The organism is Streptomyces sp. NPDC014861, from assembly GCF_043081625.1.
Taxonomy (GTDB): Bacteria; Actinomycetota; Actinomycetes; order Streptomycetales; family Streptomycetaceae; genus Streptomyces.
In genome coordinates this window covers 55,146-79,781 of the sequence record NZ_JBIBWV010000007.1, presented here as the reverse complement: position 1 = coordinate 79,781, position 24,636 = coordinate 55,146, and the positions used below count along the sequence as shown (strand labels likewise).

18 protein-coding genes are annotated in these 24,636 nt (G+C 72.8%); 16 read left to right on the top strand and 2 right to left on the bottom strand.

Annotated features, from left to right (window positions below):
• Positions 1-15 precede the first annotated feature (15 nt).
• The 7 genes from ACF1BN_RS16695 to ACF1BN_RS16665 all read left to right on the top strand — a co-directional run bounded on the left by ACF1BN_RS16695 (position 16) and on the right by ACF1BN_RS16665 (position 8,260).
• On the top strand, positions 16-1,263 hold the full coding sequence (locus ACF1BN_RS16695) for a spermidine/putrescine ABC transporter substrate-binding protein (RefSeq protein WP_392332362.1): 1,248 nt from the start codon (positions 16-18) through the stop codon (positions 1,261-1,263).
• A 55-nt stretch (positions 1,264-1,318) separates the two neighbouring features.
• Positions 1,319-2,467, top strand: coding sequence for an ABC transporter ATP-binding protein (locus ACF1BN_RS16690; RefSeq protein ID WP_392332361.1), 1,149 nt, complete (start codon positions 1,319-1,321; stop codon positions 2,465-2,467).
• The gene (locus ACF1BN_RS16685; RefSeq protein ID WP_392332360.1) at positions 2,464-3,393 is read left to right on the top strand and encodes an ABC transporter permease; all 930 of its coding nucleotides are present in this window, start codon (positions 2,464-2,466) and stop codon (positions 3,391-3,393) included. The genes ACF1BN_RS16690 and ACF1BN_RS16685 overlap by 4 nt, the downstream gene beginning before the upstream one ends.
• Positions 3,393-4,187, top strand: coding sequence for an ABC transporter permease (locus ACF1BN_RS16680; RefSeq protein WP_392332359.1), 795 nt, complete (start codon positions 3,393-3,395; stop codon positions 4,185-4,187). The genes ACF1BN_RS16685 and ACF1BN_RS16680 overlap by 1 nt, the downstream gene beginning before the upstream one ends.
• Before the next feature lie 38 nt (positions 4,188-4,225).
• Complete coding sequence (locus ACF1BN_RS16675) at positions 4,226-5,644, top strand: NAD(P)/FAD-dependent oxidoreductase (RefSeq protein WP_392332358.1); 1,419 nt, start codon at positions 4,226-4,228, stop codon at positions 5,642-5,644.
• A gap of 209 nt (positions 5,645-5,853) precedes the next feature.
• Positions 5,854-6,336, top strand: a complete 483-nt coding sequence (locus tag ACF1BN_RS16670) for a hypothetical protein (RefSeq protein ID WP_392332357.1) — start codon at positions 5,854-5,856, stop codon at positions 6,334-6,336.
• Positions 6,337-6,457: 121 nt separating this feature from the next.
• Entirely contained in the window at positions 6,458-8,260 is a 1,803-nt protein-coding gene (locus ACF1BN_RS16665) for a chitinase (RefSeq protein WP_392332356.1), read from the top strand.
• On the opposite strand, the gene ACF1BN_RS16660 is transcribed toward ACF1BN_RS16665, so the two are convergent.
• Together ACF1BN_RS16660 and gabT are read right to left on the bottom strand one after the other, a co-directional pair.
• Entirely contained in the window at positions 8,226-8,978 is a 753-nt protein-coding gene (locus tag ACF1BN_RS16660) for a phosphatase PAP2 family protein (RefSeq protein ID WP_392332355.1), read from the bottom strand. The genes ACF1BN_RS16665 and ACF1BN_RS16660 overlap by 35 nt on opposite strands.
• Before the next feature lie 115 nt (positions 8,979-9,093).
• Entirely contained in the window at positions 9,094-10,428 is a 1,335-nt protein-coding gene (gene gabT, locus ACF1BN_RS16655; RefSeq protein WP_392332354.1) for a 4-aminobutyrate--2-oxoglutarate transaminase, read from the bottom strand.
• Positions 10,429-10,679: 251 nt separating this feature from the next.
• Between gabT and ACF1BN_RS16650 the strand changes: the two genes are divergently transcribed.
• The 9 genes from ACF1BN_RS16650 to ispG all read left to right on the top strand — a co-directional run bounded on the left by ACF1BN_RS16650 (position 10,680) and on the right by ispG (position 24,546).
• Positions 10,680-13,097 (top strand): ATP/GTP-binding protein, encoded by a 2,418-nt coding sequence (locus tag ACF1BN_RS16650; RefSeq protein ID WP_392332353.1) that lies wholly within the window; start codon positions 10,680-10,682, stop codon positions 13,095-13,097.
• 194 nt (positions 13,098-13,291) lie between these two features.
• Entirely contained in the window at positions 13,292-14,848 is a 1,557-nt protein-coding gene (locus ACF1BN_RS16645) for a PucR family transcriptional regulator (RefSeq protein ID WP_392332352.1), read from the top strand.
• A 69-nt stretch (positions 14,849-14,917) separates the two neighbouring features.
• Positions 14,918-15,919, top strand: coding sequence for an EamA family transporter (locus ACF1BN_RS16640; protein WP_392332351.1), 1,002 nt, complete (start codon positions 14,918-14,920; stop codon positions 15,917-15,919).
• A 55-nt stretch (positions 15,920-15,974) separates the two neighbouring features.
• Complete coding sequence (locus ACF1BN_RS16635; RefSeq protein ID WP_392332591.1) at positions 15,975-17,414, top strand: PQQ-binding-like beta-propeller repeat protein; 1,440 nt, start codon at positions 15,975-15,977, stop codon at positions 17,412-17,414.
• Positions 17,415-17,633: 219 nt separating this feature from the next.
• Positions 17,634-19,079, top strand: a complete 1,446-nt coding sequence (locus ACF1BN_RS16630) for an aldehyde dehydrogenase family protein (protein ID WP_392332350.1) — start codon at positions 17,634-17,636, stop codon at positions 19,077-19,079.
• A gap of 344 nt (positions 19,080-19,423) precedes the next feature.
• The gene (gene aroA / locus ACF1BN_RS16625) at positions 19,424-20,668 is read left to right on the top strand and encodes a 3-phosphoshikimate 1-carboxyvinyltransferase (protein WP_392332349.1); all 1,245 of its coding nucleotides are present in this window, start codon (positions 19,424-19,426) and stop codon (positions 20,666-20,668) included.
• Positions 20,669-20,702: 34 nt separating this feature from the next.
• Positions 20,703-21,980 (top strand): 1-deoxy-D-xylulose-5-phosphate reductoisomerase, encoded by a 1,278-nt coding sequence (dxr, locus tag ACF1BN_RS16620; protein WP_392332348.1) that lies wholly within the window; start codon positions 20,703-20,705, stop codon positions 21,978-21,980.
• Complete coding sequence (locus ACF1BN_RS16615) at positions 21,977-23,284, top strand: M50 family metallopeptidase (RefSeq protein ID WP_392332347.1); 1,308 nt, start codon at positions 21,977-21,979, stop codon at positions 23,282-23,284. Before dxr ends, ACF1BN_RS16615 begins: the two co-directional genes overlap by 4 nt.
• Positions 23,285-23,388: 104 nt before the next feature.
• Positions 23,389-24,546, top strand: a complete 1,158-nt coding sequence (gene ispG, locus ACF1BN_RS16610) for a flavodoxin-dependent (E)-4-hydroxy-3-methylbut-2-enyl-diphosphate synthase (RefSeq protein WP_392332346.1) — start codon at positions 23,389-23,391, stop codon at positions 24,544-24,546.
• The last annotated feature ends 90 nt before the right edge of the window (positions 24,547-24,636 follow it).

Below are 24,636 nucleotides of genomic sequence, written 5' to 3'. Positions count from 1 at the left end.
GAAAGGGCACAGCGCATGGAGCAGTACGAGCCCGACCGCCTGTCCGCCGCCCAGCTGGCGGCGATCCGGCGCAGCATGACGAGCGGCCGTGGCGCCCTCAGCCGCCGCTCGCTGCTGCGGGCGGGCGGCGTGGGCGCGCTCACGGTCGGCGGCCTGGCCGGCCTGACCGCCTGCGGCATCCCGCCGGCCAAGCGGGAGGGCCAGGGCCCGGCGTCCAGCGACTTCTCGGACAAGGAGAAGACCCTCAGCTTCTCCAACTGGACCGAGTACATGGACGTCAGCGAGGACGAGAAGTCCCGCCCGACCCTGGAGGCGTTCGCGAAACGCACCGGGATCAAGGTCAAGTACACCGAGGACATCAACGACAACGTCGAGTTCTTCGGCAAGATCAAGCCGCAGCTCGCGGCCGGCCAGGACACCGGCCGCGACCTGATCTGCGTCACCGACTGGCTCGCCGCCCGCATCATCCGGCTCGGCTGGGCGCAGAAGCTCGACCCGGCGAACCTGCCCCACGCGTACGCCAACCTCTCCGCCCAGTTCCGCCGCCCCGACTGGGACCCGGGCCGGTCCTACTCGTACCCCTGGACCGGCATCTCCACCGTCATCGCCTACAACACCAGGGCGACCGGCGGGAAGAAGGTCGACTCGGTCAGCCAGCTCCTCGACGACCCCGCGCTCAAGGGCCGGGTCGGCTTCCTCACCGAGATGCGCGACACCGTCGGCATGACCCTGCTCGACCTGGGCAAGGACCCGGGGAAGTTCACCGACGCCGACTTCGACGCGGCGGTCGGCCGCCTCCAGAAGGCCGTCGACAGGAAGCAGATACGCCGCTTCACCGGCAACGACTACACCTCCGACCTGGACAAGGGCGACCTCGCCGCCTGCCTGGCCTGGGCCGGCGACATCATCCAGCTCCAGGCCGACAACCCGGACATCCAGTACACGATCCCGAACGCCGGGTACATCACCTCCACGGACAACCTGCTCGTCCCCACCCAGGCCCGGCACAAGGCCAACGCCGAGAAGCTCATCGACTACTACTACGAGCTCCCGGTGGCCGCCCAGCTCGCCGCCTACATCAACTACGTCTGCCCCGTCGACGGGGTGAAGGACGAACTGGCCGAGATCGACCCCGAGCTCGCGGCCAACACGCTGATCCTCCCGGACAAGGCCATGGCCAGGAAGTCCCGCGCCTTCCGCTCGCTGACCAGCGAGGAAGAGACGGCGTACGAGGAGAAGTTCGCCAAGCTCATCGGCGCCTGAGCCGTCGTCCACCGTCACCAGGCCACGAAGCCACGAAGATCCGGGACCGCAACCCATGACTGACAAGACCACCGGCGGCGACGTCCGACTCACCGGGATCAGCAAGACCTACGGCTCCTTCACCGCCGTCCACCCCCTCGACCTCACCGTGCCCCAGGGCTCCTTCTTCGCCCTGCTCGGCGCCTCCGGCTGCGGCAAGACCACCACGCTGCGCATGATCGCCGGCCTGGAGGACCCCTCCACCGGCACCGTCTTCCTCGGCGACCGCGACGTCACCGACCTCCCGCCCTACAAGCGGCCGGTCAACACCGTCTTCCAGTCCTACGCGCTCTTCCCGCACATGGACATCTCCGAGAACATCGCCTTCGGACTGCGCCGGCGCGGCATCAAGTCGGTGAAGAAGCAGGTCGACGACATGCTGGAGCTCGTCCAGCTCGGCGACAAGGCGAGGCACAAGCCGCACCAGCTCTCCGGCGGCCAGCAGCAGCGCGTCGCGGTGGCCCGCGCGCTCATCAACCACCCGCAGGTCCTCCTCCTCGACGAGCCGCTCGGCGCGCTCGACCTCAAGCTGCGGCGCCAGATGCAGCTGGAGCTCAAGCGGATACAGACCGAGGTCGGCATCACCTTCGTGCACGTCACCCACGACCAGGAGGAGGCCATGACCATGGCCGACCAGGTCGCGGTCATGAACGGCGGCCGGGTCGAGCAGCTCGGCGCCCCCGCCGACCTGTACGAGAACCCGCGCACCACCTTCGTCGCCAACTTCCTCGGCACCTCCAACCTCATCGAGGCCGAGGTCGTCGAGACCGGTTCCGAGGTCGTCGTCACGGCCGGCGGCGGCAGGCTCAGGGTCCCCGGCGACCGCTGTACCGACGCCGTCCGCCGGGGCGGCAAGCTCCTCGTCGGCGTCCGCCCCGAGAAGATCTCCCTCACCCACGCCGACGACGCCGACTCGATCGCGGACGGCCGCAACAAGGTCACCGGCCGGATCGCCGACTCCTCCTTCATCGGCGTCTCCACCCAGTACGTGGTGAACTCGCCGGCCGGCGCGGAGCTCCAGGTCTACGAGCAGAACATCGAGCGCGACGCCCGCCTCCGCCCCGGCGCCGAGGTGGTCCTGCACTGGAACCCGGCGCACACCTTCGGCCTCGACGCCACTCAGGCCATCGACGCGGGCGTGGAGACGGTGGAGGACGCCTCGTGACCACCACCCTGACCAAGGAGGCGCCGGGACCGGTCGAAGAACCGATTCTGCGCAAGCCTCCCACCCGCAAGCGGCTCGTCCCCTACTGGCTGCTGCTCCCCGGCATCCTCTGGCTGCTCGTCTTCTTCGCCCTGCCGCTCGTCTACCAGGCCTCCACCTCGGTGCAGACCGGCTCCCTCGAAGAGGGCTTCCAGGTCACCTGGCACTTCCAGACGTACGTCGACGCCTTCACCGAGTACTGGCCGCAGCTGCTGCGCTCGCTGCTGTACGCCGGCACCGCGACCGCGCTCTGCCTGCTCCTCGGCTACCCGCTGGCGTACCTCATCGCCTTCAAGGCCGGCCGCTGGCGCAACCTGCTGCTCGTCCTCGTCATCGCCCCCTTCTTCACCAGCTTCCTCATCCGGACGCTGGCGTGGAAGACGATCCTCGCCGACGACAGCCTCGTGGTCGACGTCCTCAACGCGCTGCACGTCCTCGACGTGACCAGCTGGCTCGGCTGGACCGAGGGCGAGCGGGTGCTCGCCACGCCGATGGCGGTCGTCTGCGGCCTCACGTACAACTTCCTGCCGTTCATGATCCTGCCGCTCTACACCTCGCTGGAGCGGATCGACGGCCGGCTGCACGAGGCCGCCCAGGACCTGTACGCCTCCCCGGCCACCACCTTCCGCAAGGTGACCTTCCCGCTGTCGATGCCCGGCGTCGTCTCCGGCACCCTGCTCACCTTCATCCCGGCGAGCGGCGACTACGTCAACGCCGAACTGCTCGGCTCCACCGACACCAAGATGATCGGCAACGTCATCCAGTCGCAGTTCCTCCGCGTCCTCGACTACCCGACGGCCGCCGCCCTGTCCTTCATCCTCATGGCGATCGTGCTCCTCATGGTCACCGTCTACATCCGCAAGGCGGGAACGGAGGACCTCGTCTGATGCGCTGGATCCGCAAGAACCTGGTCGTCGTCGCCGGCCTGCTGACGCTGGCGTACATGATCCTGCCGAACGTCGTGGTCATGGTGTTCTCGTTCAACAAGCCGAACGGGCGCTTCAACTACTCCTGGCAGCAGTTCTCCCTGGACGCCTGGAAGGACCCCTGCGGCGTCGCCGACATGTGCGAGTCGCTCACGCTCTCGCTCCAGCTCGCCGCCTGGGCCACGGTCGGCGCCGTCGTCCTCGGCACGATGATCGCCTTCGCCCTGGTCCGCTACCGCTTCCGGGCGCGCGGCGCGATCAACTCGCTGATCTTCCTGCCGATGGCGATGCCCGAGGTCGTCATGGCCGCCTCGCTGCTCACCCTCTTCCTGAACATGGGGATCGAGCTGGGCTTCTGGACGGTCCTCATCGCCCACATCATGTTCTGCCTGTCGTTCGTCGTGACGGCGGTCAAGGCCCGGGTCATGTCCATGGACCCCCGCCTGGAGGAGGCCGCGCGCGACCTCTACGCCGGGCCCGCGCAGACCTTCCTGCGCGTCACCCTGCCGATCGCCGCGCCCGGCATCGCCGCCGGCGGCCTGCTCGCCTTCGCGCTCTCGTTCGACGACTTCATCATCACCAACTTCAACGCGGGCTCCACGGTGACCTTCCCCATGTTCGTCTGGGGCTCGGCGCAGCGCGGTACCCCCGTTCAGATCAACGTGATCGGCACCGGGATGTTCGTCCTCGCGGTACTGATCGTCGTAGCCGGGCAAATCATCACGAACCGGCGCAAGAAAACAGCAACAGCCTGAGTGTAGGAAGCTCTCAGGCACCGAAGGAGTTGGAAACCATGGCCCCAGTCGCCATGCGTCTCGCTGCACAATCTCTCTCCGACGCCCAGCCCGTCCCCTTCTGGCTGGAAGACCCCGGCAAGCCCGGCGCCCTGCCCGCCCTCACCGGCACCGAGAAGTGCGATCTCCTCGTCGTCGGCGGCGGCTACAGCGGACTGTGGACCGCGCTCCTCGCCAAGGAGCGCGACCCCTCCCAGGACGTCGTGCTCATCGAAGGCCGCGAGGTGGGCTGGGCCGCCTCGGGCCGCAACGGCGGCTTCTGCGCCGCCTCCCTCACCCACGGCTTCGGCAACGGCCTCGCCCGCTGGCCGGGCGAGCTGCCGAAGCTGGAGCGGCTCGGCGCGGCCAACCTCGACGCCATCGAGGAGGCCGTCACCCGCTACGCGCTGGACTGCGAGTTCGAGCGCACCGGCGAGATCGACGTCGCCACCGAGGCGTACCAGGTGGAGGAGCTCCACGAGTGGTACGAGGAGGCCGAGCGCCTCGGCCTCGCCGACGGTCTCACCCTTCTGGACCAGGACGCCGTCCGGGCCGAGGTGAACTCGCCGACCTTCCGCGGCGGCCTGTGGGACCGCGACGGCGTCGCCATGGTCCACCCGGCGAAGCTCGCCTGGGGCCTCAAGCGGGCCTGCCTCGACCTCGGCGTGCGGATCTTCGAGAACACCCCGGGCCTCGACCTGGTGGCGGCCGGTGCCGGCATGGCCGTCCGCACCCCGTACGGCCGGGTCGCCGCCCGCCGGGTCGCCCTCGGCACCAACGTCTTCCCGTCGCTGGTCAAGCGGCTGCGCCCGTACACCGTCCCGGTCTACGACTACGCGCTGGTCACCGAGCCGCTCACCGAGGAGCAGCTGGCCTCGATCGGCTGGGGGAACCGGCAGGGCCTCGGCGACTTGGCCAACCAGTTCCACTACTTCCGGATCACGGCCGACCACCGCATCCTGTGGGGCGGCTACGACGCCATCTACCGCTTCGGCGGCAAGGTGCAGGCGGAGATGGACCACCGCCCGGAGACGTACCTCAAGCTGGCCGAGCACTTCTTCACCTGCTTCCCGCAGCTGGAGGGACTCCGCTTCAGCCACGCCTGGGGCGGCGCGATCGACACCTGCTCGCGCTTCTCGGCCTTCTTCGGCACCGTCCACCAGGGCCGGGTGGCGTACGCGCAGGGCTACACCGGCCTCGGCGTCGGGGCCACCCGCTTCGGCGCCGACGTGATGCTCGACCTCCTCGACGGGGAGCGCACCGAGCGCACCGAGCTGGCCATGGTCCGCTCCAAGCCGCTGCCCTTCCCGCCGGAGCCGATCGCCTGGGCCGGCATCGGGCTCACGAAGTGGTCGCTGGCCCGCGCCGACGCCAACGGCGGGCGGCGGAACCTGTGGCTGAAGGCGATGGACAAGCTGGGCCTCGGCTTCGACAGCTGAGCGGCCGAACGGCCGGGACCGCCCTTAGGAGCCATCCTTCGTCGTGACCCTTCGGTGTGATCCTTCGGCGTGGTCCTTCGATGCGATCCTTTGGTGTGATTCAGATCACAACCGATGGGTAGGGAAACCCGCGTAAGAGCGGGGAACCATCGCGCTCTCTCCGTGTGGACGCGCACCTCCGCGCGTCCCCACGGAGAGGAGCACGCACGATGACGACTACGGGGGCCTCCGGTGTCAGGGCCGCGGTGGAATGGCTGGCCGCGGTCGCGCCGGATCCCGACGCCTGCCGCTGGGAGTGGGAGCGCAACCCCCACGGGGTCGCCCTGCTGCCCGCGGGCCTGCGCTGGGACGTACTGATCCTGCCGGGCGGGCTCGGCCACCCCACCCTCGACGTCCTGACCCGCCTGGTCGGACGGACGGGACCCGTCCTCGCCGACTTCGGAGACTCCCGGGTCGGCTTCTTCGTCCCGCCCGGTACGGCCGCCCGCTGGCTCGGCACCGGGGTCCGCGGCGCCGGACCCGGCACCTGGATCGTCGTCCCCCATCCGGGGCGGGCGGCCGGGGGAGTGCGCTGGCTGGTGGTGCCGGACGGGACGGGCACGCTCACGGACGCCTCGCTGCTCGAACTCGCCATGCACGAGGCGGCCGGCGGGCCGGCCCGGGGGCGGTCGCGCGGGGGGAGCGCCTCCTGAGACCGCCCCCGTGCGCGTACCCCTTTCCAACCCCGTTCCCGTACAGAGGTCTTGACCAGTCGATTGGTCTGGACCATGCTGTGGCGCGCTCCACTCCGATCCCCCACCCCCGGAGGCAGTCGTGGACCGCACCAGACCTGTCAGCCTGCTCCTCGCGGGCGCGCTCGCCCTCGGCGGGCTCGCCGCGCTCGCCCCGGCCGCCCAGGCCGCCGACTCCGAACTTGCCCGCAACGGCGGCTTCGAGGCCGGCCTGGACGGCTGGAACTGCGCCGCGGGCAGCGGCGCCGTCATCTCCTCACCCGTGCACGGCGGGACGAAGGCGCTCCAGGCGACCCCCGCCGGCAGCGACAACGCCAAGTGCGCGCAGACCATCACGGTCAAGCCCAACTCGACGTACACGCTCAGCGGCTGGGTCCGCGGCAGCTACGTCTATCTCGGCGTCACCGGCACCGGCACCGCCGACGGATACGCCTGGACCCAGTCGGCCCCGGACTGGCAGAAGCTCAGCAAGACCTTCACCACCGGCGCCACGACCAACTCGGTCACGATCTACACCCACGGCTGGTACGGCACCCCCGCCTACCAGGCCGACGACCTCTCGCTGTACGGCCCCGGCGGCGACCCCGTCCAGATCCCGGCCACGCCCACCGGCCTCGCCGCCGGCAGCCCGACCTCCACCACGGTGCCGCTCACCTGGCCCGCGGTCGCCGGAGCCGCCTCGTACAAGGTCTACCGCGGCGGCACCCTCGTCGCCACGGTCACCGGCACCTCGTACACCGCCACCGGGCTCACCCCGAACACCCCGTACGCCTTCCAGGTCTCCGCCGCCAACAGCGCGGGCGAGTCCGCGAAGTCCACGGCCGTCAGCGCCACCACGACCACCGGCGGCGGCGGGGGAGGCGGCGAACTGCCCGCCCGCGCCCTCGTCGGCTACCTCCACTCCAGCTTCGCCAACGGCTCCGGCTACACCCGCATGGCCGACGTGCCGGACTCCTGGGACGTCATCAACCTCGCCTTCGGCGAGCCGACCTCGGTGACCTCTGGTGACATCCGCTTCAGCCTGTGCCCGGCGACCGAGTGCCCGAACGTCGAGTCCGTCGCGGACTTCAAGACCGCCATCAAGGCCAAGCAGGCCGCCGGCAAGAAGGTCCTCATCTCCATCGGCGGACAGAACGGCCAGGTCCAGCTCGCCTCCACCGCCGCCCGCGACGCCTTCGTCACCTCCGTCTCGAAGATCATCGACGAGTACGGCCTCGACGGCCTCGACATCGACTTCGAGGGCCACTCGCTCTCGCTCCAGACCGGTGACACCGACTTCCGGAACCCGACCAGCCCGGTCATCGTCAACCTGATCCAGGCGATCAAGACCCTCAAGGCCAAGTACGGCGCCAAGTTCGTCCTGACGATGGCCCCGGAGACCTTCTTCGTCCAGCTCGGCTACCAGTTCTACGGCTCCGGCCCCTGGGGCGGCCAGGACCCGCGCGCCGGCGCCTACCTGCCGGTCATCCACGCCCTGCGCGACGACCTCACCCTGCTGCACGTCCAGGACTACAACTCCGGCCCGATCATGGGCCTGGACAACCAGTACCACTCCATGGGCGGCGCCGACTTCCACATCGCCATGACCGACATGCTGCTCGCCGGCTTCCCGGTCGCCGGCAACACCGAGCGCTTCTTCCCCGGCCTGCGCCCCGAGCAGGTCGCCATCGGCCTCCCCGCCTCCACCCAGGCGGGCAACGGACACACCAGCCCGGCCGAGGTGAACAAGGCCCTGGACTGCCTCACCAAGAAGACCAACTGCGGCAGCTACCAGACCCACGGCACCTGGTCGTCCCTGCGCGGCCTGATGACCTGGTCGATCAACTGGGACCGCTTCAACCAGTGGGAGTTCAGCCGGAACTTCGACGCCTACAACTGGAGCTGACGGCGGCGATCCCGCCGACCCCCAGGACCAGGAAGCCGAGGCAGCCACTGGCCAGCACGTCGAGCGGCCAGTGGTAGCCCCGCAGGACCAGACCCGTCCCCGTCACCGCCGTCAGCACGGCGGCGACGGGGACGAGTCGTCGTGACACCAGATACGCGGCACCGAAGTAGGCCACCATCGCGGTGGCCGTGTGACCGGAGGGGTAGTAGCCCTCGGCCCAGGGTTCGAGGGGGCCGGAGCGGGCCGTCCACTCCTTCAGCGGGACGACGAGCAGCGGCACCGCGGCCATCGCGAGGCCCGCGTACAGGGCGTCGGTGCGGCGACCGCGCCACACCGCGTACGCCATCGCGGCGGCGAGGACGGGCAGCGCCACGGTCAGATTGCCGAGATCGGAGGCGAGTTCGCTCAGGCGCCGTGGGACGGAGTCCACCACGGCCGCGGACACCCGCTCGTCGAGCCTGGTCAAGGGGCCGTGGACGAGCACCTGCCAGGTCACGACGACGAGGGCGACGAGCGCCGAGAAGAGAGCCGGCCGCCCTGGAACAGGGGGGGTGGTTCCGGGGCGGCCGAGGGGATCGGGCTGCCGCGCGCCCCGGGGGGTGTGGGGCGGGCGGCCATCCGATCGGTGAGGAGTCCCGGAGCACGAGGCTCCGGTGGTGTGCGCATCGGCACGGTGCGGGCGGGGCTGGGGAGGCTCCGCCCTGGGTGTTTCTCTCATCTGGGGAAGACCGTACGGCACGGCGAAGGGTACCGACAGCGGGAAACGCGTCCCGCCATCGGCCCCCCACAGAGTCTTCACTCTTTGCGCCGAACCGTCCTGGTGGAGCCCCGGGTCAGACGGCGGCCAGCGCCGCCTCGATGACGTCCAGGCCCTCGTTCAGCAGGTCCTCGCCGATGACCAGCGGCGGGAGGAAGCGCAGCACGTTGCCGTAGGTGCCGCAGGTGAGGACGAGGACGCCCTCGTTGTGGCAGAACTTGGCGAGCGCGGCGGCGACGTCGGCGGCCGGCTCCTTCGTCACCGGGTCCTTGACCAGCTCGATGGCGATCATGGCGCCGCGGCCGCGGATGTCGCCGATGACCGGGAACTTCTCCTGCATCGCGGTGAGGCGGCCCTTCATGACCTCCTCGATGCGCTTGGCCTTCCCGTTGAGGTCCAGCTCCTTCATCGTCTCGATGGCGCCGAGCGCACCGGCGCAGGCCACCGGGTTGCCGCCGTAGGTGCCGCCCAGGCCGCCGCCGTGGACGGAGTCCATGATCTCGGCGCGACCGGTCACGGCGGCGAGCGGCAGACCGCCCGCGATGCCCTTGGCGGTGGTGATCAGGTCCGGGACGATGCCCTCGTCCTCGCAGGCGAACCACTGGCCGGTGCGGCAGAAGCCGGCCTGGATCTCGTCCGCGACGAAGACGATGCCGTTGTCGTTGGCGAACTTCACGATCGCCGGCAGGAAGCCCTTGGCCGGCTCGATGAAGCCGCCCTCGCCGAGGACCGGCTCGATCACGATCGCGGCGACGTTGTCCGCGCCGATCTGCTTGACGATGTTGTCGATCGCCTGGGCGGCGGCCTCGGGGCCGGCGTTCTCGGCACCGGTGGGCCAGCGGTAGCCGTAGGCGACCGGCACGCGGTAGACCTCGGGCGCGAACGGACCGAAGCCCTGCTTGTACGGCATGTTCTTCGCCGTCATGCCCATGGTCAGGTTCGTGCGGCCGTGGTAGCCGTGGTCGAAGACGACGACCGCCTGGCGCCTGGTGTACGAACGCGCGATCTTCACCGCGTTCTCGACGGCCTCGGCGCCCGAGTTGAACAGCGCGGACTTCTTGGCGTGGTCGCCCGGGGTCAGCTCGGCCAGCGCCTCGCAGACCTCCACGTAACCCTCGTACGGCGTCACCATGAAACAGGTGTGGGTGAAGTCCTGGAGCTGCGCGGAGGCGCGGCGCACCACGGCCTCGGCGGAGGCGCCCACGGAGGTCACGGCGATGCCGGAACCGAAGTCGATCAGCCGGTTGCCGTCGACGTCCTCGATGATGCCGCCGCCCGCGCGCTTCGTGAACACCGGCAGCGTGGAGCCCACGCCCCCGGCGACCGTCTCCAGCCGGCGAGCCTGAAGCTCCTGCGACTTCGGACCGGGAATGGCGGTGACGACGCGCCGCTCCTGCGGGACAGCGTTCATGCGGGGCTCCTGGGGTGTTCTGGACGCTCTTGCGGGTTTCCTCCGCAGGCTAGGCGCGGCGGAGGGCTCCGGGCATGCGCCGATCGGGAGTGTTGACGGCGTGTCGTTGGACGGGATGGACAGAGGGTGCCGAGAGCCGCCTCGCGCCGCCGCTCTCGCGGACGCGTCCGCGAAACCCTCCCGGGAAGCCCCGGGCCCACTAGATTGACGCTGGCACAGAGGCGACCTGGCTGGTCAGGGGGCAGGGGTTCATGGAGACCGACGGCACGTACGAGTCGCACGACACGAGGGGGGCGGCGGTCCCGCAGCCGACGCCCCCGCCGATGCCGTCGGCGCCGCCCGCCCACGCTCCGCGGGTGCCCCCCTCCGCGCCACCGGCCACCGTCCCCGCCCAGCCCACCGGAGCCCCCGGGGCGCGCAGCGCCGTCGCGGACTGGCTGGACGCCCCCCGACCCGAGACCGCCCCCGGCATCTGGCGATTCCGCCACGTCCCGCCGGCGCCGCCCCGGGAACGGGCCCGGCTCGCGCCGGTCACCGTGGCCGGACTCGTCATCCCCATCGTCATCGCCCTGATCCTCTGGTCCGTGTGGCGCCGCGGAGGGGTGCCCTACCTGTGGATCCCGCTGCAGGTCCTCACCCCGGAGGAGTGGTGGTACGCCGGGACGACCACCGCCCGCGACTGGCACGGCGTCGAAGCGCACATCGTCTACAGCGGCGTCGTCTTCGGCGCGATCGTCCTCGCCGTCGCCCGGCTCGGCGCCTGGGGCACCGTCGTACGCCATCTGCTGGAGCCGTACGGGCCACCCGCCCGGGCCGCCCTCACCGCCGCCGCCGGTCTGGTCGCCCTGACCTTCGTCTGGCCCGAGTGGTTCCCCTTCGTCGACTGGGACCCGCTGCCCATCGCCTCCCCGTTCTTCTCCCTCCTCGCCCTCGTCGGCGGCGGCTACGGGATCATCACGACCGTCCCCGTCTACCTCCTCTCCCTGCTGATCACCGTCGGCGTGCTGTGGCCCTTCGCCCGGGTCGGCGACTGGAGCGGAGCCCTCAGGACCTGGCGTGGCTCCCGGCGCCCGGCCGCCGCGGCCCCCGGCGCTCCCGCCCTCCGCTCCACCTGGCCCGGACTGCGGGACGCCGGGCAGGGACAGGCGGCCGATCTGCTCCAGGGCGAGGTGACGGGCGGGCGCATGAACGAGGTGGACGTCGCCCGCGTCACGCACCGCTGGGAACGCAGCCGTGACGACGCCCGACGACTCGCGGGCTTCGTCGACACCGTGTTCCGGCAGGGCGCCGCCGCCTGGGCGCACCCCTCCGGCGACCGCGACCTGCCGCGCCGACTGGCCGCCCACGATCTGCTGCTCGGGCAGGTCCGGATCGGGCGGGCCGCGGACGGGGAGCGCAACCCGGCCGCCTACCGCGGCGCCGGGGTCGCGCTCGACCCGGCCGTGCTCGGCACCTCGATGCTCGTCGTCGGCCCCCCCGGCGGCGGACCCGCCGGGGGAGTGACCGCCGCCGCCGCCGAGGCCCTCACCCTCCAGGCCCTCACCGGCAGCTGCGCGGTCGTCGCCGTCGGCGGCCCCTCCGCCCCGTACGGCCCGGACGCGGCCTACGACGTGGTGGTCCGGCTCGGCGACCCCGCCTCCCCCTACGACCTCGACCTCTACGGCGGGCTCACCGAACCGGACGAGGCCGCCGCCCTGCTCGCCGAGGGCCTCGCGGGCGATGTCGAGTCGCTCGACCCGCGCCGCGCCGGGACCGTGCTCGCCCAGCTCCTCGGCCCGTACCGGGCCGTCCACGGGGCCTTCCCCCCGGTGCCGGTGCTGCGGGAGCTCCTGGAGGCGGGGGCCGAGCCGCTCACCGCCCTGCTCGGCCGGCTGCCGGCCGACGCCGCGGCCATGCGGCGCGAGCTGGAGGGACGGATCCGTCAGGCGGGCGGACCCGCCGACCCCGGCCCGCTCCTCGCGGACCGGCTCGCCCTCCTCGACCGCCCCGCCTTCGCGGACTTCTTCGGCGCCGGTACGGGAGCGGCGCGGCCCTTCTCCCTGAACACCGTCGCCCACCATCCGCTCCGGGTCCGCCTGGAGCTGCCCGAGCACGGACACGAGGAGGCGTCCCGACTGCTCGCGCGTCTCGTCCTCGCCCAGTTCCTGGCCGCCGCTCGGTCCGGCGGCGGCCGCCGATCCCACTTCGCCGGGCTGGTCCTGGACGACGCCACCGGCGCGCTGACCGGCGGGACCGTCCGCGCCCTCCAGCGGCTGCGCTCCCACGACGCGGGTGTCGTCCTCGGCCTGCGCACCCTCGGCGACGTGCCCGAGCAGCTGCACGGTCCGCTGCTCGCCGCGGTCGGCTGCCGGGCCGCCCTCTCCGGCGTCACCACCTGGGACGGCCGGGGCCTCGCCGAGGCGTGGGGCACGGAGTGGGTGGAGACCGAGGAGGTCGCGCACCACACCGTCTTCGCCAACCAGCCCATGACCCGGGCCCTCCACGCCGTCCGCAAGCGGCTCACCGGCAAGGCGGTCACCACCGACGCCGTCACGCTGCGGAAGGTCGAGCGGGAACGCTGGTCGGCGTCCGAACTCGCCCACTCCGTGCCGCCCGGCCACGCCGTCGTCTCCCTGACGAGCGTCCACGGCCCGCACATGCCTCCCGTCCTGGTCGACCTGCGCGGCTGACCGGCACCTGCCGAACAGGCCGAAGCCGTCCGAGGGGCCAGGCCGCCCGCCCGAGCCGCCCGACCGCCCGCGCGGGCCCGCGCGGCCGGTCGGCGGCCCTGGCACAATCGGGTGCGCCGCCCTCCCCAGCGGCGTCCCCGTCGCCGGGTGCGGTTCGTCCGTGTTCGGTCCGCTCAAAGGTCCGCCGGTTCCCGATGCCGCCCACCCTCGCCTCGCTCGTCCAGCACTCCTCCCTCCGGCTCGTGGTCCGGGCCGGGGAGGACCGGCTCGACACGCCCGTACGGTGGGCGCACGTCAGTGAGCTGGCCGATCCCGTGCCGTACATGGAGGGCGGGGAGCTGCTGCTGACCACCGCCCTGACGCTCGACGCCGAGGACGCCGAGGCGATGCGCCGGTACGTGCGGCGGCTGCTCGGGGCGGGGGTGGTCGGGCTCGGGTTCGCCGTCGGGGTGAACCACGACGAGATCCCCGGCGCCCTCCTCGAAGCCGCCCGGGCCGAGCACCTGCCGCTGCTCGAGGTGCCGCGCCGCACCCCGTTCCTCGCCATCAGCAAGGCCGTCTCCGCCGCCATCGCCGCCGACCAGTACCGGGCCGTGACCGCCGGTTTCGAGGCGCAGCGCGAGCTGACCCGGGCCGCGCTCGCCGAGGGGCCCGACGCCGTCGTCGCCCGGCTCGCCGCCCACGTCGACGGCTGGGCCGCGCTCTACGACGCCGCCGGCACCGTCGTCGCCGCCTCGCCCGACTGGGCCGCCCGCCGCGCCGCCCGGCTCACCCCTGACGTCGAGCGGCTGCGCGAGCGGCCCGCCCCCGCGAGCGCCGTCGTCGGCGGCACCGACGACCGGGTCGAGCTCCAGTCGCTCGGCACCGGCCGCCGGGTCCGCGGCGCCCTCGCCGTCGGCACCGGCGCGCCCCTCGGCACCGCGGAGCGGTACGCCGTCCACTCGGCGATCGCCCTCCTCACCCTCACCACCGAGCGGTCCCGCTCCCTCCAGGCCGCCGAGCACCGGCTGGGCGCCGCCGTGCTGCGGATGATGCTCGCCGGACAGTCCGAGCACGCCCGCACCGTCGCCGGAGACGTCTACGGCGGCCTCCTCGACGCCCCCTTCCGGCTCCTCGTCGCCGAGTCCGCCGGCGGCGAGCAGGCACCCGCCGAGCCCCCGCTGCCGGTCCTCGCCGAGTCCCTGGAGGCCGCCGCCGCCCGCGCCGGCGAGGCCGTGCTCACGGTCCCGGAGGGCGACGACCGGCTCGTCGTCCTCGCCGGCGACTCCGGCGCGGTCGTCGCCGCCTGCGCCGCGTACGCCGAGCGCGAGGCCGAGGAGACGGGGGTCGTCGTCGGGCTGTCCGCCGCCGCCGGGCCGGTCACCGCCGCCGTCGCGTACAAGCAGGCCGAGCAGGCGCTCTCGGTGGCCCGCCGCCGCGGCCGCGCCCTCGTCGAGCACGAGGACCTGGCGGCCGGCTCCGTCCTGCCGCTCCTCGCCGACGACGCCGTACGGGCCTTCGCCGACGGCATGCTCCGGGCGCTGCGCGAGCACGACGCGACCGGCCGCGGCGATCTGGTGGCGTCGCTGCGCGCCTGGCTCTCCCGGCACGGCCAGTGGGACGCGGCCGCCGCGGACCTGGGCGTGCACCGGCACACCCTGCGGTACCGGATGCGGCGCGTCGAGGAGATCCTCGGCCGCTCGCTCGACGACCCGGACGTCCGCATGGAGCTCTGGCTGGCCCTCAAGACCACGGGCGAGGGCGAGAAATAGCGGCCGTTCCTGCCCGGAGGCGGGCAGAATTCCTGGCCGGGCGCGACCGGAATCCCTAATCTCCTGGTCATGACAAGTCCTGCCGTCGATCCCGGTCCCGATCCCGCCGCCCCCTCCGCACGCCCGGCACCCCCGGCGCCCCCGTCCGCGATCACCCTCCCGGGGAAGCCCGGCCCGCCCGGCCGGCGCATCAGCGGTGCCGTCTGGGCCGCCCTCGCCATCGTGTACGTCGTCTGGGGATCCACCTACCTCGGCATCCGGTTCGTCGTCGAGACCGTCCCGCCCTTCCTCGCCTCGGGCTCCCGCTTCATCGTCGCCGGACTCCTCCTCGCCGTGATCGTGGCCTGGCGCCACGGCCCCGCCGCGCTCAAGGTGGACCGGCGCCGGCTCGGCTCCGCCGCACTCGTCGGCCTGCTCCTGATCCTCGGCGGCAACGGCCTCGTCAACCTCGCCGAGACCAGCATCCCCTCGGGTCTCGCCGCCCTCCTCGTCGCCGCCGTCCCCGTCTGGGTCGTGCTGCTGCGCCGCGCCGCCGGAGAGCGCCCCGGGCGCGGCGCGTACGGCGGCGTCCTGCTCGGGATGGCCGGCCTCGCCGTCCTCACCCTCCCCGGGCTCAGCGGCGAGGTCGGCATCGGCGGCGTCCTCGCCGTCGTCCTCGCCGCCCTGCTCTGGTCGCTCGGCACGGTCTCCTCCGCCCGCCTTCCCCTGCCCGCCAACCCCTTCACCGCGAGCGTCTACGAGATGCTGGCCGGCGGCGTCGGCGGCATCGTCGTCGGCCTGGTACGCGGCGAGCACCGCGGCTTCGACCCCGGCGCCGTCTCCGGCAGCTCCTGGGCCGCCCTCGCCTATCTGGTCGTCTTCGGGTCGCTGATCGCCTTCACCGCGTACGCCTGGCTCCTCCAGTCCGCCCCGGTCTCGCTCGCCGCCACGTACGCGTACGTCAATCCGGTCGTCGCCGTCCTGCTCGGCGCGCTGATCCTCGACGAGGCCCTGACCTGGCCGATCCTCCTCGGCGGCGGGATCGTCGTCGCCGCCGTCTGCCTGATCGTCACCACCGAGCGGAGGGGATGACCGCCGAAGATCGTCCTGGCCCTACCCTGATCCCTCGTAACGACGGGTCGTGAGCATGACGACAGGGGTGGGGATCCGGATGGCGGCGACGGGGACGAGGAACGGCAGAGCGGCGCGGGACGCGCGGAGCGGGAGGACCTCGGGAGGCCGGGCTCCGCGACCCGCCTCCCGCCCCGTCCGGTACGCCGTCGGCGTCGGCATCGGTCTCGCCCTCCTCGCCGGCTGCGGCGGGATCACGGCCGGCGTCCTCGCCGGCGAGGGCTACCTCCCCGGCGATTCCCTGCGCGAGGTGTGGACCACCGGACGCGAGACCACCGGTTCCGACTCGGGCAACGGCGCCTGGGCCACCGGGGACACCGTCGTCAGCAGCCGCTCCGACGGCGTCACCGGCTTCGACGCCCGCTCCGGGGCGGAACGCTGGCGGTACGCGGCGCCCGCGGGCGCCGCGATCTGCTCGGTCAGCCGCGCAACCGAGGACGGCGTCGCCCTGATCGCCCTGGGCACGCGCGGCGCCGACAGCGCGGAGTCGATCGGGGCGGGACGGGGCTGCGCCACGGTCGTCGCCCTCGACCTCGCGGACGGACGGGCGCTGTGGCGAGCCGCCCGAACCCCGGAGACCGGCGAGATCGAGGACGAGAGGGACGTCGTCGCCGTCGGTGGCGGACTCGCCCTCGTCCGCGACGAGTACGCGTACTGGGGCCAGGGCTGGGCCGACGGGCAGCCCGGCTTCGTCCGTCCCGACCGTGCCGTGCGCGCCCTCGACCTGCGCACCGGCAAGCCCCGCTGGACGGCCGCCATGCCGAAGGACTGCTTCCCGCACGGCGTCGCCGCCGGGAAGCGCCAGGTCCTCGCGCTCGTCGCCTGCGGGGGCGACGACGTCCGGCTCGCCGCCTTCGACCCGGCCGACGGCCGGCACCGCTGGACCAGCGCGCTCGACGAGCGCCGGGCCGTCGACCGGATCACCCACGCGCCCGCCTTCCTCTCCGCCGAGCCCGCCGTGGTGAGCGTGGACGGCCTCGACATGACCGGCCACCCGACGGTCCTCTCCTTCGGCGACGACGGAAGCCGCCAGGGCCGTATCGCCCCCGGCACCGACGGCATCGGCCGCGTCTCCACCGCCCTGCCGGCCCAGACGCGGATCGCGTACGGGCGGCTGTACGCGGTCGAGGCCTACGACCACGAGACGGTCACGGCCTTCGACCTCCGCAGCGGACGGCGCCTGTGGCACGCCGAGCTCGGGAACCTGGAGGACGTTCTTGGGCTGCGCGTCGCCGACGGCCGGGTCACCGCCGTGGTCGACCTGTACGCGAGCAAGGGCGAGGACGGGCTGCTCGTCCTCGACGCCGACACCGGCGAGGAGCGCGACATGCGCACCTTCCCCGACTCCGTCGCCTCCTCCTCCGGCGAGATCCGGGACCTCTTCGCGCACGAGGGGCGCCTGATCACCGCCAGGGTCGGCGGCTCCCGCCCCTTCACCGCGTACGAGGAGCGCTGAGCGGCGCGACCCAGCCGCCGGGAGTCCGGGCCGAGTCGGGGCCGAGCCTGCCCCTAGCCCGCCGAGCCCGCCCCGAGTCCGCCCCGACTCTTCGGCCGAAGCGGACAGACCGCCACGCCCATCACTCCACCGCGGACAAACGCCATGCGCCGGTCCCGGCCCTAACGTGTCTGGAGAGCAACCGCTCGCACCCCGAAACGGAAAGGGCCGGGACGCACAATGACGACCACCCACGCCTTCTGGGTCGCCGGCCACGAGGCCACCGGCGACACCACCTTCGACGTCACGAACTCGTACGACGGACGTCTGGTCGGCAAGGTCGCCGTGCCCACCGAGGCCCAGGTCGAGGAGGCCGTCGCCGCCGCCCACGCGGTCGTCGACGAGTTCGCCGCCACCCCGGCGCACGTCCGTGCCGCCGCCCTCGACCACGTGTCGAAGCGGCTCGCCGAGCGCACCGAGGAGATCGCCCAGGTCATCTCCGCCGAGAACGGCAAGCCCATCAAGTGGGCCCGCGGCGAGGTCGGCCGTGCCGTCTCCGTCTTCCGTTTCGCCGCCGAGGAGGCCCGCCGCTGGAACGCCGGCGAGGCCCAGCGCCTGGACACCGAGGCCGGCGGCGCGGGCCGCCTCGCCCTCACCCGCCGCGTCCCCAAGGGCGTCGTCCTCGGCATCGCGCCCTTCAACTTCCCGCTGAACCTCAGCGCCCACAAGGTCGCCCCGGCCATCGCCGTCGGCGCCCCGATCATCCTCAAGCCGGCCCCGTCCACCCCGATCTCCTCCCTCATCCTGGGCGAGATCCTGGCCGAGACCGACCTGCCGGCCGGCTCCTGGTCGATCCTCACCGTGCCGAACGACCGGATGCCCGCCCTCGTCCAGGACGAGCGCCTCCCGGTCATCTCCTTCACCGGCTCGGACAAGGTCGGCTACGCCATCGCCGAGTCCGTGCCGCACAAGCACTGCACCCTGGAGCTGGGCGGCAACGCCGCCGCCGTCGTCCTCCCGGACTGGTCCTCCGAGGCCGACCTGGACTGGGCCGCGAGCCGCATCGCGACCTTCTCCAACTACCAGGGCGGCCAGTCCTGCATCTCCGTGCAGCGCGTGATCGCCGACGCCACGGTCTACGACCGCCTGCTCCCGAAGATCGTCGCGGCCGTCGAGGCCCAGGTCACCGGCGACCCGGCGGACGACGCCACCGACGTCGGCCCGCTCGTCGACGAGGCCGCCGCGCGGCGCGTCGAGTCCTGGGTGGACGAGGCCGTGGCGGCCGGCGCCAAGCTCCTCGCCGGCGGCAAGCGCGAGGGCGCCACCTACGCCCCGACCGTCCTCACCGACCTCCCGGCCGACGTCACCCTGGCCCGCGCCGAGGTCTTCGGCCCGGTCCTCACGGTCGCCAAGGTCGACGGCGAGGCCGAGGCCTTCGCCGCGGTCAACGACTCGGACTTCGGCCTCCAGGCCGGCGTCTTCACCCACGACCTGCAGACCGCCTTCCGCGCCCACCGCGCGCTGGAGGTCGGCGGCGTGATCGTCGGCGACGTCCCCTCGTACCGCGCCGACCAGATGCCGTACGGCGGTGCCAAGCGTTCCGGCGTCGGCCGCGAGGGCGTCGCGTACGCCATGGACGACTACACCTACGAGCGCGTGCTCGTCCTGACGGGCCTCGCCCTGTAGGACGCGCCGCACCACGAGACCAGGCGGTCCGAGCCCACTGTGCGGGGGCTCGGACCGCCTTTCGTACGCCCCGGCCCGCGCCCCCCGCCGGCCCCGCAACCCCTGCCCGGCGGCGCCTCACCCCGGCCCGCGCCCGCCCCCGGCCCGCGCCCCTGCCCGGCCCGTGCCCGGCTCCGTACGCCCCCGGCTCCCGCCCTCCCTGGGCCCCCGCCCTCCCCGGGCCCCCGCCCTCCCCGGCTCCGCCTCACCCCGGCCGTGCCCGCGACCCCCTCCCCGCCCCTCCGCCCGTCCACGGAGCGGAACACCGCGACGGGCGTCCCGCCCGGCGCGGCAGGATGGGCGGCGTGACCGTCATCGACATCCCCGGCTCCAAGTCCGTCACCGCCCGCGCCCTCTTCCTCGCGGCCGCCGCGGAGGGCACCACCACCCTCCTGCGCCCGCTCGTCTCCGACGACACCGAGGGCTTCGCCGAGGGGCTCGGCGCCCTCGGCTACTCCGTCCGGCGGGAGCCCGGCGCCTGGCACATCGAGGGCCGCCCCGCCGGACCCGGGACCACCGACGCCGACGTGTACTGCCGCGACGGCGCCACCACCGCCCGCTTCCTGCCCACCCTCGCCGCCGCCGGCCGCGGCACCTTCCGCTTCGACGCCTCCGCCCAGATGCGCCGCCGCCCGCTCGGCCCGCTCTCCACCGCCCTGCGCGAGCTGGGCGTCGACCTGCGCCACGGGGAGCGCGACGGCCACCACCCCCTCGCCGTGCACGCCGCCGGGGTCAAGGGCGGCGCGCTCACCCTCGACGCCGGGCAGTCCTCCCAGTACCTGACGGCCCTGCTGATGCTCGGCCCGCTCACCGCCGAGGGCCTCGACATCACCGTCACCGACCTCGTCTCGGAGCCGTACGTCGAGATCACCCTGGCGATGATGCGGTCCTTCGGGGCCGAGGTCACCCGCGAGGGCCGCACCTACCGGGTCGCCCCCACCGGCTACCGGGCGGCGCGCTACCCGATCGAGCCCGACGCCTCCACCGCCAGCTACTTCTTCGCCGCGGCCGCCCTGGAACCCGGCCGCGCCGTCACCGTCCCCGGCCTCGGCACCGGCGCCCTCCAGGGCGACCTCGCCTTCGTCGACGTGCTGCGCCGGATGGGCGCCGAGGTCGAGGTGACGCCCGACGCCACCAGCGTCCGCTCCACCGGCACCCTGCGCGGCCTCACCGTCAACATGCGGGACATCTCGGACACCATGCCGACGCTCGCCGCGCTCGCCCCCTTCGCCGACGGGCCGGTCCGCATCGAGGACGTCGCCAACACCCGGGTCAAGGAGTGCGACCGGCTCGACGCCTGCGCCGAGAACCTCCGCCGCCTCGGCGTCACCGTCGAGACCGGACCCGACTGGATCGAGATCCACCCCGGCACCCCCGCGGGCCCCGCCGAGATCGCCACCCACGGCGACCACCGGATCGTCATGTCCTTCGCGGTCACCGCCCTCAGGACCCCCGGCATCACCTTCGACGACCCCGGCTGCGTGAAGAAGACCTTCCCCGACTTCCACCGCGTGTTCGGCGGATTCGGCCCGATCGCCCGTACCGCGTGAAGAGCGCACAGCGTTTGAGGCCAGAATGGGGGGCATGAGCGACCGCCCCTCACCTCTCGCCGACCCGCACATCGCCTTCGACACCACCGAAGGACGCCGGGACATCGTCGTCCTCGGCTCGACGGGATCCATCGGCACCCAGGCCATCGATCTGGTGCTGCGCCACCCCGACCGCTTCCGGGTCACCGCCCTGGCCGCCTCCGGAAGCCGGATCGACCTGCTGGCCGAGCAGGCGCACCGCCTCGGGGTCGCGCAGGTCGCCGTGGCCCGCGAGGAGGCCGTCGAGGAGCTGCGTACGGCCCTGAAGGCGCGATGGGAGTCCTCCCGCGCGAGCGGAGCCGGGAACGGCGGACCGCTGCCGGAGATCCTGGCCGGGCCCGACGCCGCCACCCAGCTCGCCGCCTCCCCGTGCCACACCGTGCTCAACGGCATCACCGGCTCCATCGGCCTCGCGCCGACCCTCGCCGCCCTGGAGGCCGGCCGGACGCTCGCCCTCGCCAACAAGGAGTCGCTGATCGTCGGCGGCCCCCTGGTCAAGGCGCTCGCCCAGCCCGGTCAGATCATCCCGGTCGACTCCGAGCACGCCGCCCTCTTCCAGGCGCTCGCCGCCGGCACCCGCGCCGACGTCCGCAAGCTGGTCGTCACCGCCTCCGGCGGACCCTTCCGCGGCCGCACCCGCGCCGACCTGGAGCGGGTCACGCGCGAGGACGCGCTCGCCCACCCGACCTGGGCGATGGGCCCGGTCATCACGGTCAACAGCGCGACCCTGGTCAACAAGGGCCTGGAGGTCATCGAGGCGCACCTCCTCTACGACATCCCCTTCGACCGCATCGAGGTCGTCGTCCACCCCCAGTCGTACGTGCACTCCATGGTCGAGTTCACCGACGGCTCCACGCTCGCCCAGGCCACCCCGCCGGACATGCGCGGCCCCATCGCCATCGGCATCGGCTGGCCCGAGCGGATCCCCGACGCGGCCCCCGCCTTCGACTGGTCCACCGCCTCCACCTGGGAGTTCTTCCCGCTGGACGACGAGGCGTTCCCGTCGGTGAACCTCGCCCGGCACGTCGGCGAGCTCGGCGGCACCGCCCCCGCCGTCTTCAACGCCGCCAACGAGGAGTGCGTCGAGGCGTTCCTCGCCGGCCGGCTGCCCTTCAACGGCATCATGGACACCGTCACGGCGGTCGTCACCGAACACGGTCGGCCCAGCGGGGGAACCTCCCTGACGGTGCCGGACGTCCTGGAAGCGGAGACCTGGGCGCGGGCCCGGGCCCGAGAGCTCGCAGCGAAGGCAACCGCGGAGGCGCGCGCATGACGGAAGTGCTCCTGACGATCCTCGGCGTCGTCCTGTTCGCCCTCGGGCTGCTCGTCTCCATCGCCTGGCACGAGCTGGGCCACCTCTCCACGGCCAAGCTCTTCGGCATCCGCGTGCCGCAGTACATGGTCGGCTTCGGCCCCACGATCTGGTCGAAGAAGCGCGGCGAGACCGAGTACGGCATCAAGGCCATCCCGGCCGGCGGCTACATCCGCATGATCGGCATGTTCCCGCCGGGCGCCGACGGCAAGATCGAGGCCCGCTCCACCTCGCCCTGGCGCTCCATGATCGAGGACGCCCGCGAGGCGTCGTACGAGGAGCTGAAGCCCGGCGACGAGACGCGGCTCTTCTACACGCGCAAGCCGTGGAAGCGCGTCATCGTCATGTTCGCCGGACCCTTCATGAACCTGGTCCTCGCCCTCGGGCTCTTCTACGGCTCGCTGATGACCCTCGGCATCGAGGGCCAGACCACCAAGGTCGCCGGCGTCCAGAAGTGCGTCATCGAGCAGAGCGCCGAGCGGGACACCTGCGCCGCGGGCGACCCGGTCTCCCCGGCCCACCAGGCGGGGCTGCGGGACGGCGACACGATCGTCGCCTTCAACGGCACCCCGGTCTCCGACTGGGACACCCTCTCGGACCACATCCGCAAGACCGTCGGCCCGGCCACCGTCACCGTCGAGCGGGGCGGGCAGCGCCTCGACCTGCACGCGACGCTCGTCGCCAACCAGGTCCTGAAGAAGGACGAGAACGGCCAGGTCGCCCGCCCGCTCGCCTACGAGAAGGCCGGCTACCTCGGCTTCGCCTCCAAGACGGAGGTCGCGCCGCTCAGCTTCGGCGAGACCACCGACCGCATGGGCGAGCTCATGGAGAACGGCCTCCACTCGGTCGTCGCCCTCCCCGGCAAGATCCCCGGCCTCTGGGACGCCACCTTCGGCGACGGGGAGCGCGCCGAGGACTCGCCCGTCGGGGTCGTCGGCGCCGCCCGCATCACCGGCGAGCTCATGAACCTGGACCTGCCGCCGGAACGCATCCTGGTCATGTTCATGAACCTGCTGGTGTACTTCAACGTCTCCCTGTTCCTCTTCAACATGCTCCCGCTGCTGCCGCTCGACGGCGGCCACATCGCGGGCGCCCTGTGGGAGTCCGTCCGCCGCCACACGGCCCGGCTCTTCCGGCGCCCCGACCCCGGCCCGTTCGACGTGGCCAAACTGATGCCCGCCGCCTACGTGGTCGCCGGCGTCTTCGTCTGTTTCACACTGCTCGTCCTCGCCGCCGACATCGTCAACCCGGTGAAGCTGACGTAGCTCCCAGGGGGGCCGTACACCGCCGTGTCCGGCCCCCCGCCCCCGGGGCGGTAACCTCGGAAGCCTGAGCCCGCCGACGCACGACCTTAGAGGTTGCACTACAGATGACCGCGATTTCTCTCGGTATGCCCACCGTCCCGACCCGGCTCGCCGAACGCCGCAAGAGCCGGCAGATCCAGGTCGGCAGCGTGGCCGTCGGCGGTGACGCACCCGTCTCGGTGCAGTCCATGACGACGACCCGCACCTCCGACATCGGCGCCACCCTCCAGCAGATCGCCGAGCTGACCGCCTCCGGCTGCCAGATCGTCCGGGTGGCCTGCCCGACCCAGGACGACGCCGACGCGCTCTCCGTGATCGCCCGGAAGTCGCAGATCCCGGTGATCGCCGACATCCACTTCCAGCCGAAGTACGTCTTCGCCGCGATCGACGCCGGCTGCGCCGCGGTCCGCGTCAACCCCGGCAACATCAAGCAGTTCGACGACAAGGTCAAGGAGATCGCCAAGGCGGCCGGCGACGCGCGCGTCCCGATCCGCATCGGCGTCAACGCCGGCTCCCTCGACGCCCGCCTGCTCAAGAAGTACGGCAAGGCCACCCCCGAGGCGCTCGTCGAGTCCGCCCTCTGGGAGGCGTCCCTCTTCGAGGAGCACGGCTTCCGCGACATCAAGATCTCGGTCAAGCACAACGACCCGGTCGTCATGGTCGAGGCCTACCGCCAGCTCGCCGCCCAGTGCGACTACCCGCTGCACCTCGGCGTCACCGAGGCCGGCCCCGCCTTCCAGGGCACCATCAAGTCCGCCGTCGCCTTCGGCGCGCTCCTCTCCCAGGGCATCGGCGACACCATCCGCGTCTCCCTCTCCGCCCCGCCGGCGGAGGAGATCAAGGTCGGCATCCAGATCCTGGAGTCGCTCAACCTGCGCCAGCGCCGCCTGGAGATCGTCTCCTGCCCGTCCTGCGGCCGCGCCCAGGTCGACGTCTACAAGCTCGCCGAGGAGGTCACCGCCGGCCTCGACGGCATGACCGTCCCGCTCCGCGTCGCCGTCATGGGCTGCGTCGTCAACGGCCCCGGCGAGGCCCGCGAGGCCGACCTCGGCGTCGCCTCCGGCAACGGCAAGGGCCAGATCTTCGTCAAGGGCGAGGTCATCAAGACCGTCCCCGAGTCGAAGATCGTCGAGACCCTCATCGAGGAGGCCCTCAAGATCGCCGAGCAGATGGAGAAGGACGGCATCGCCAGCGGCGAGCCGACCGTCGCCATCGCCGGCTGACCCCCCGGAACCACCGCGGAACCCCTCCGCCCCCCGGGACGGAGGGGTTCCGCGCGTCCGCCCGGCGAGCGGGCCGCAGGGGCGCGCCGG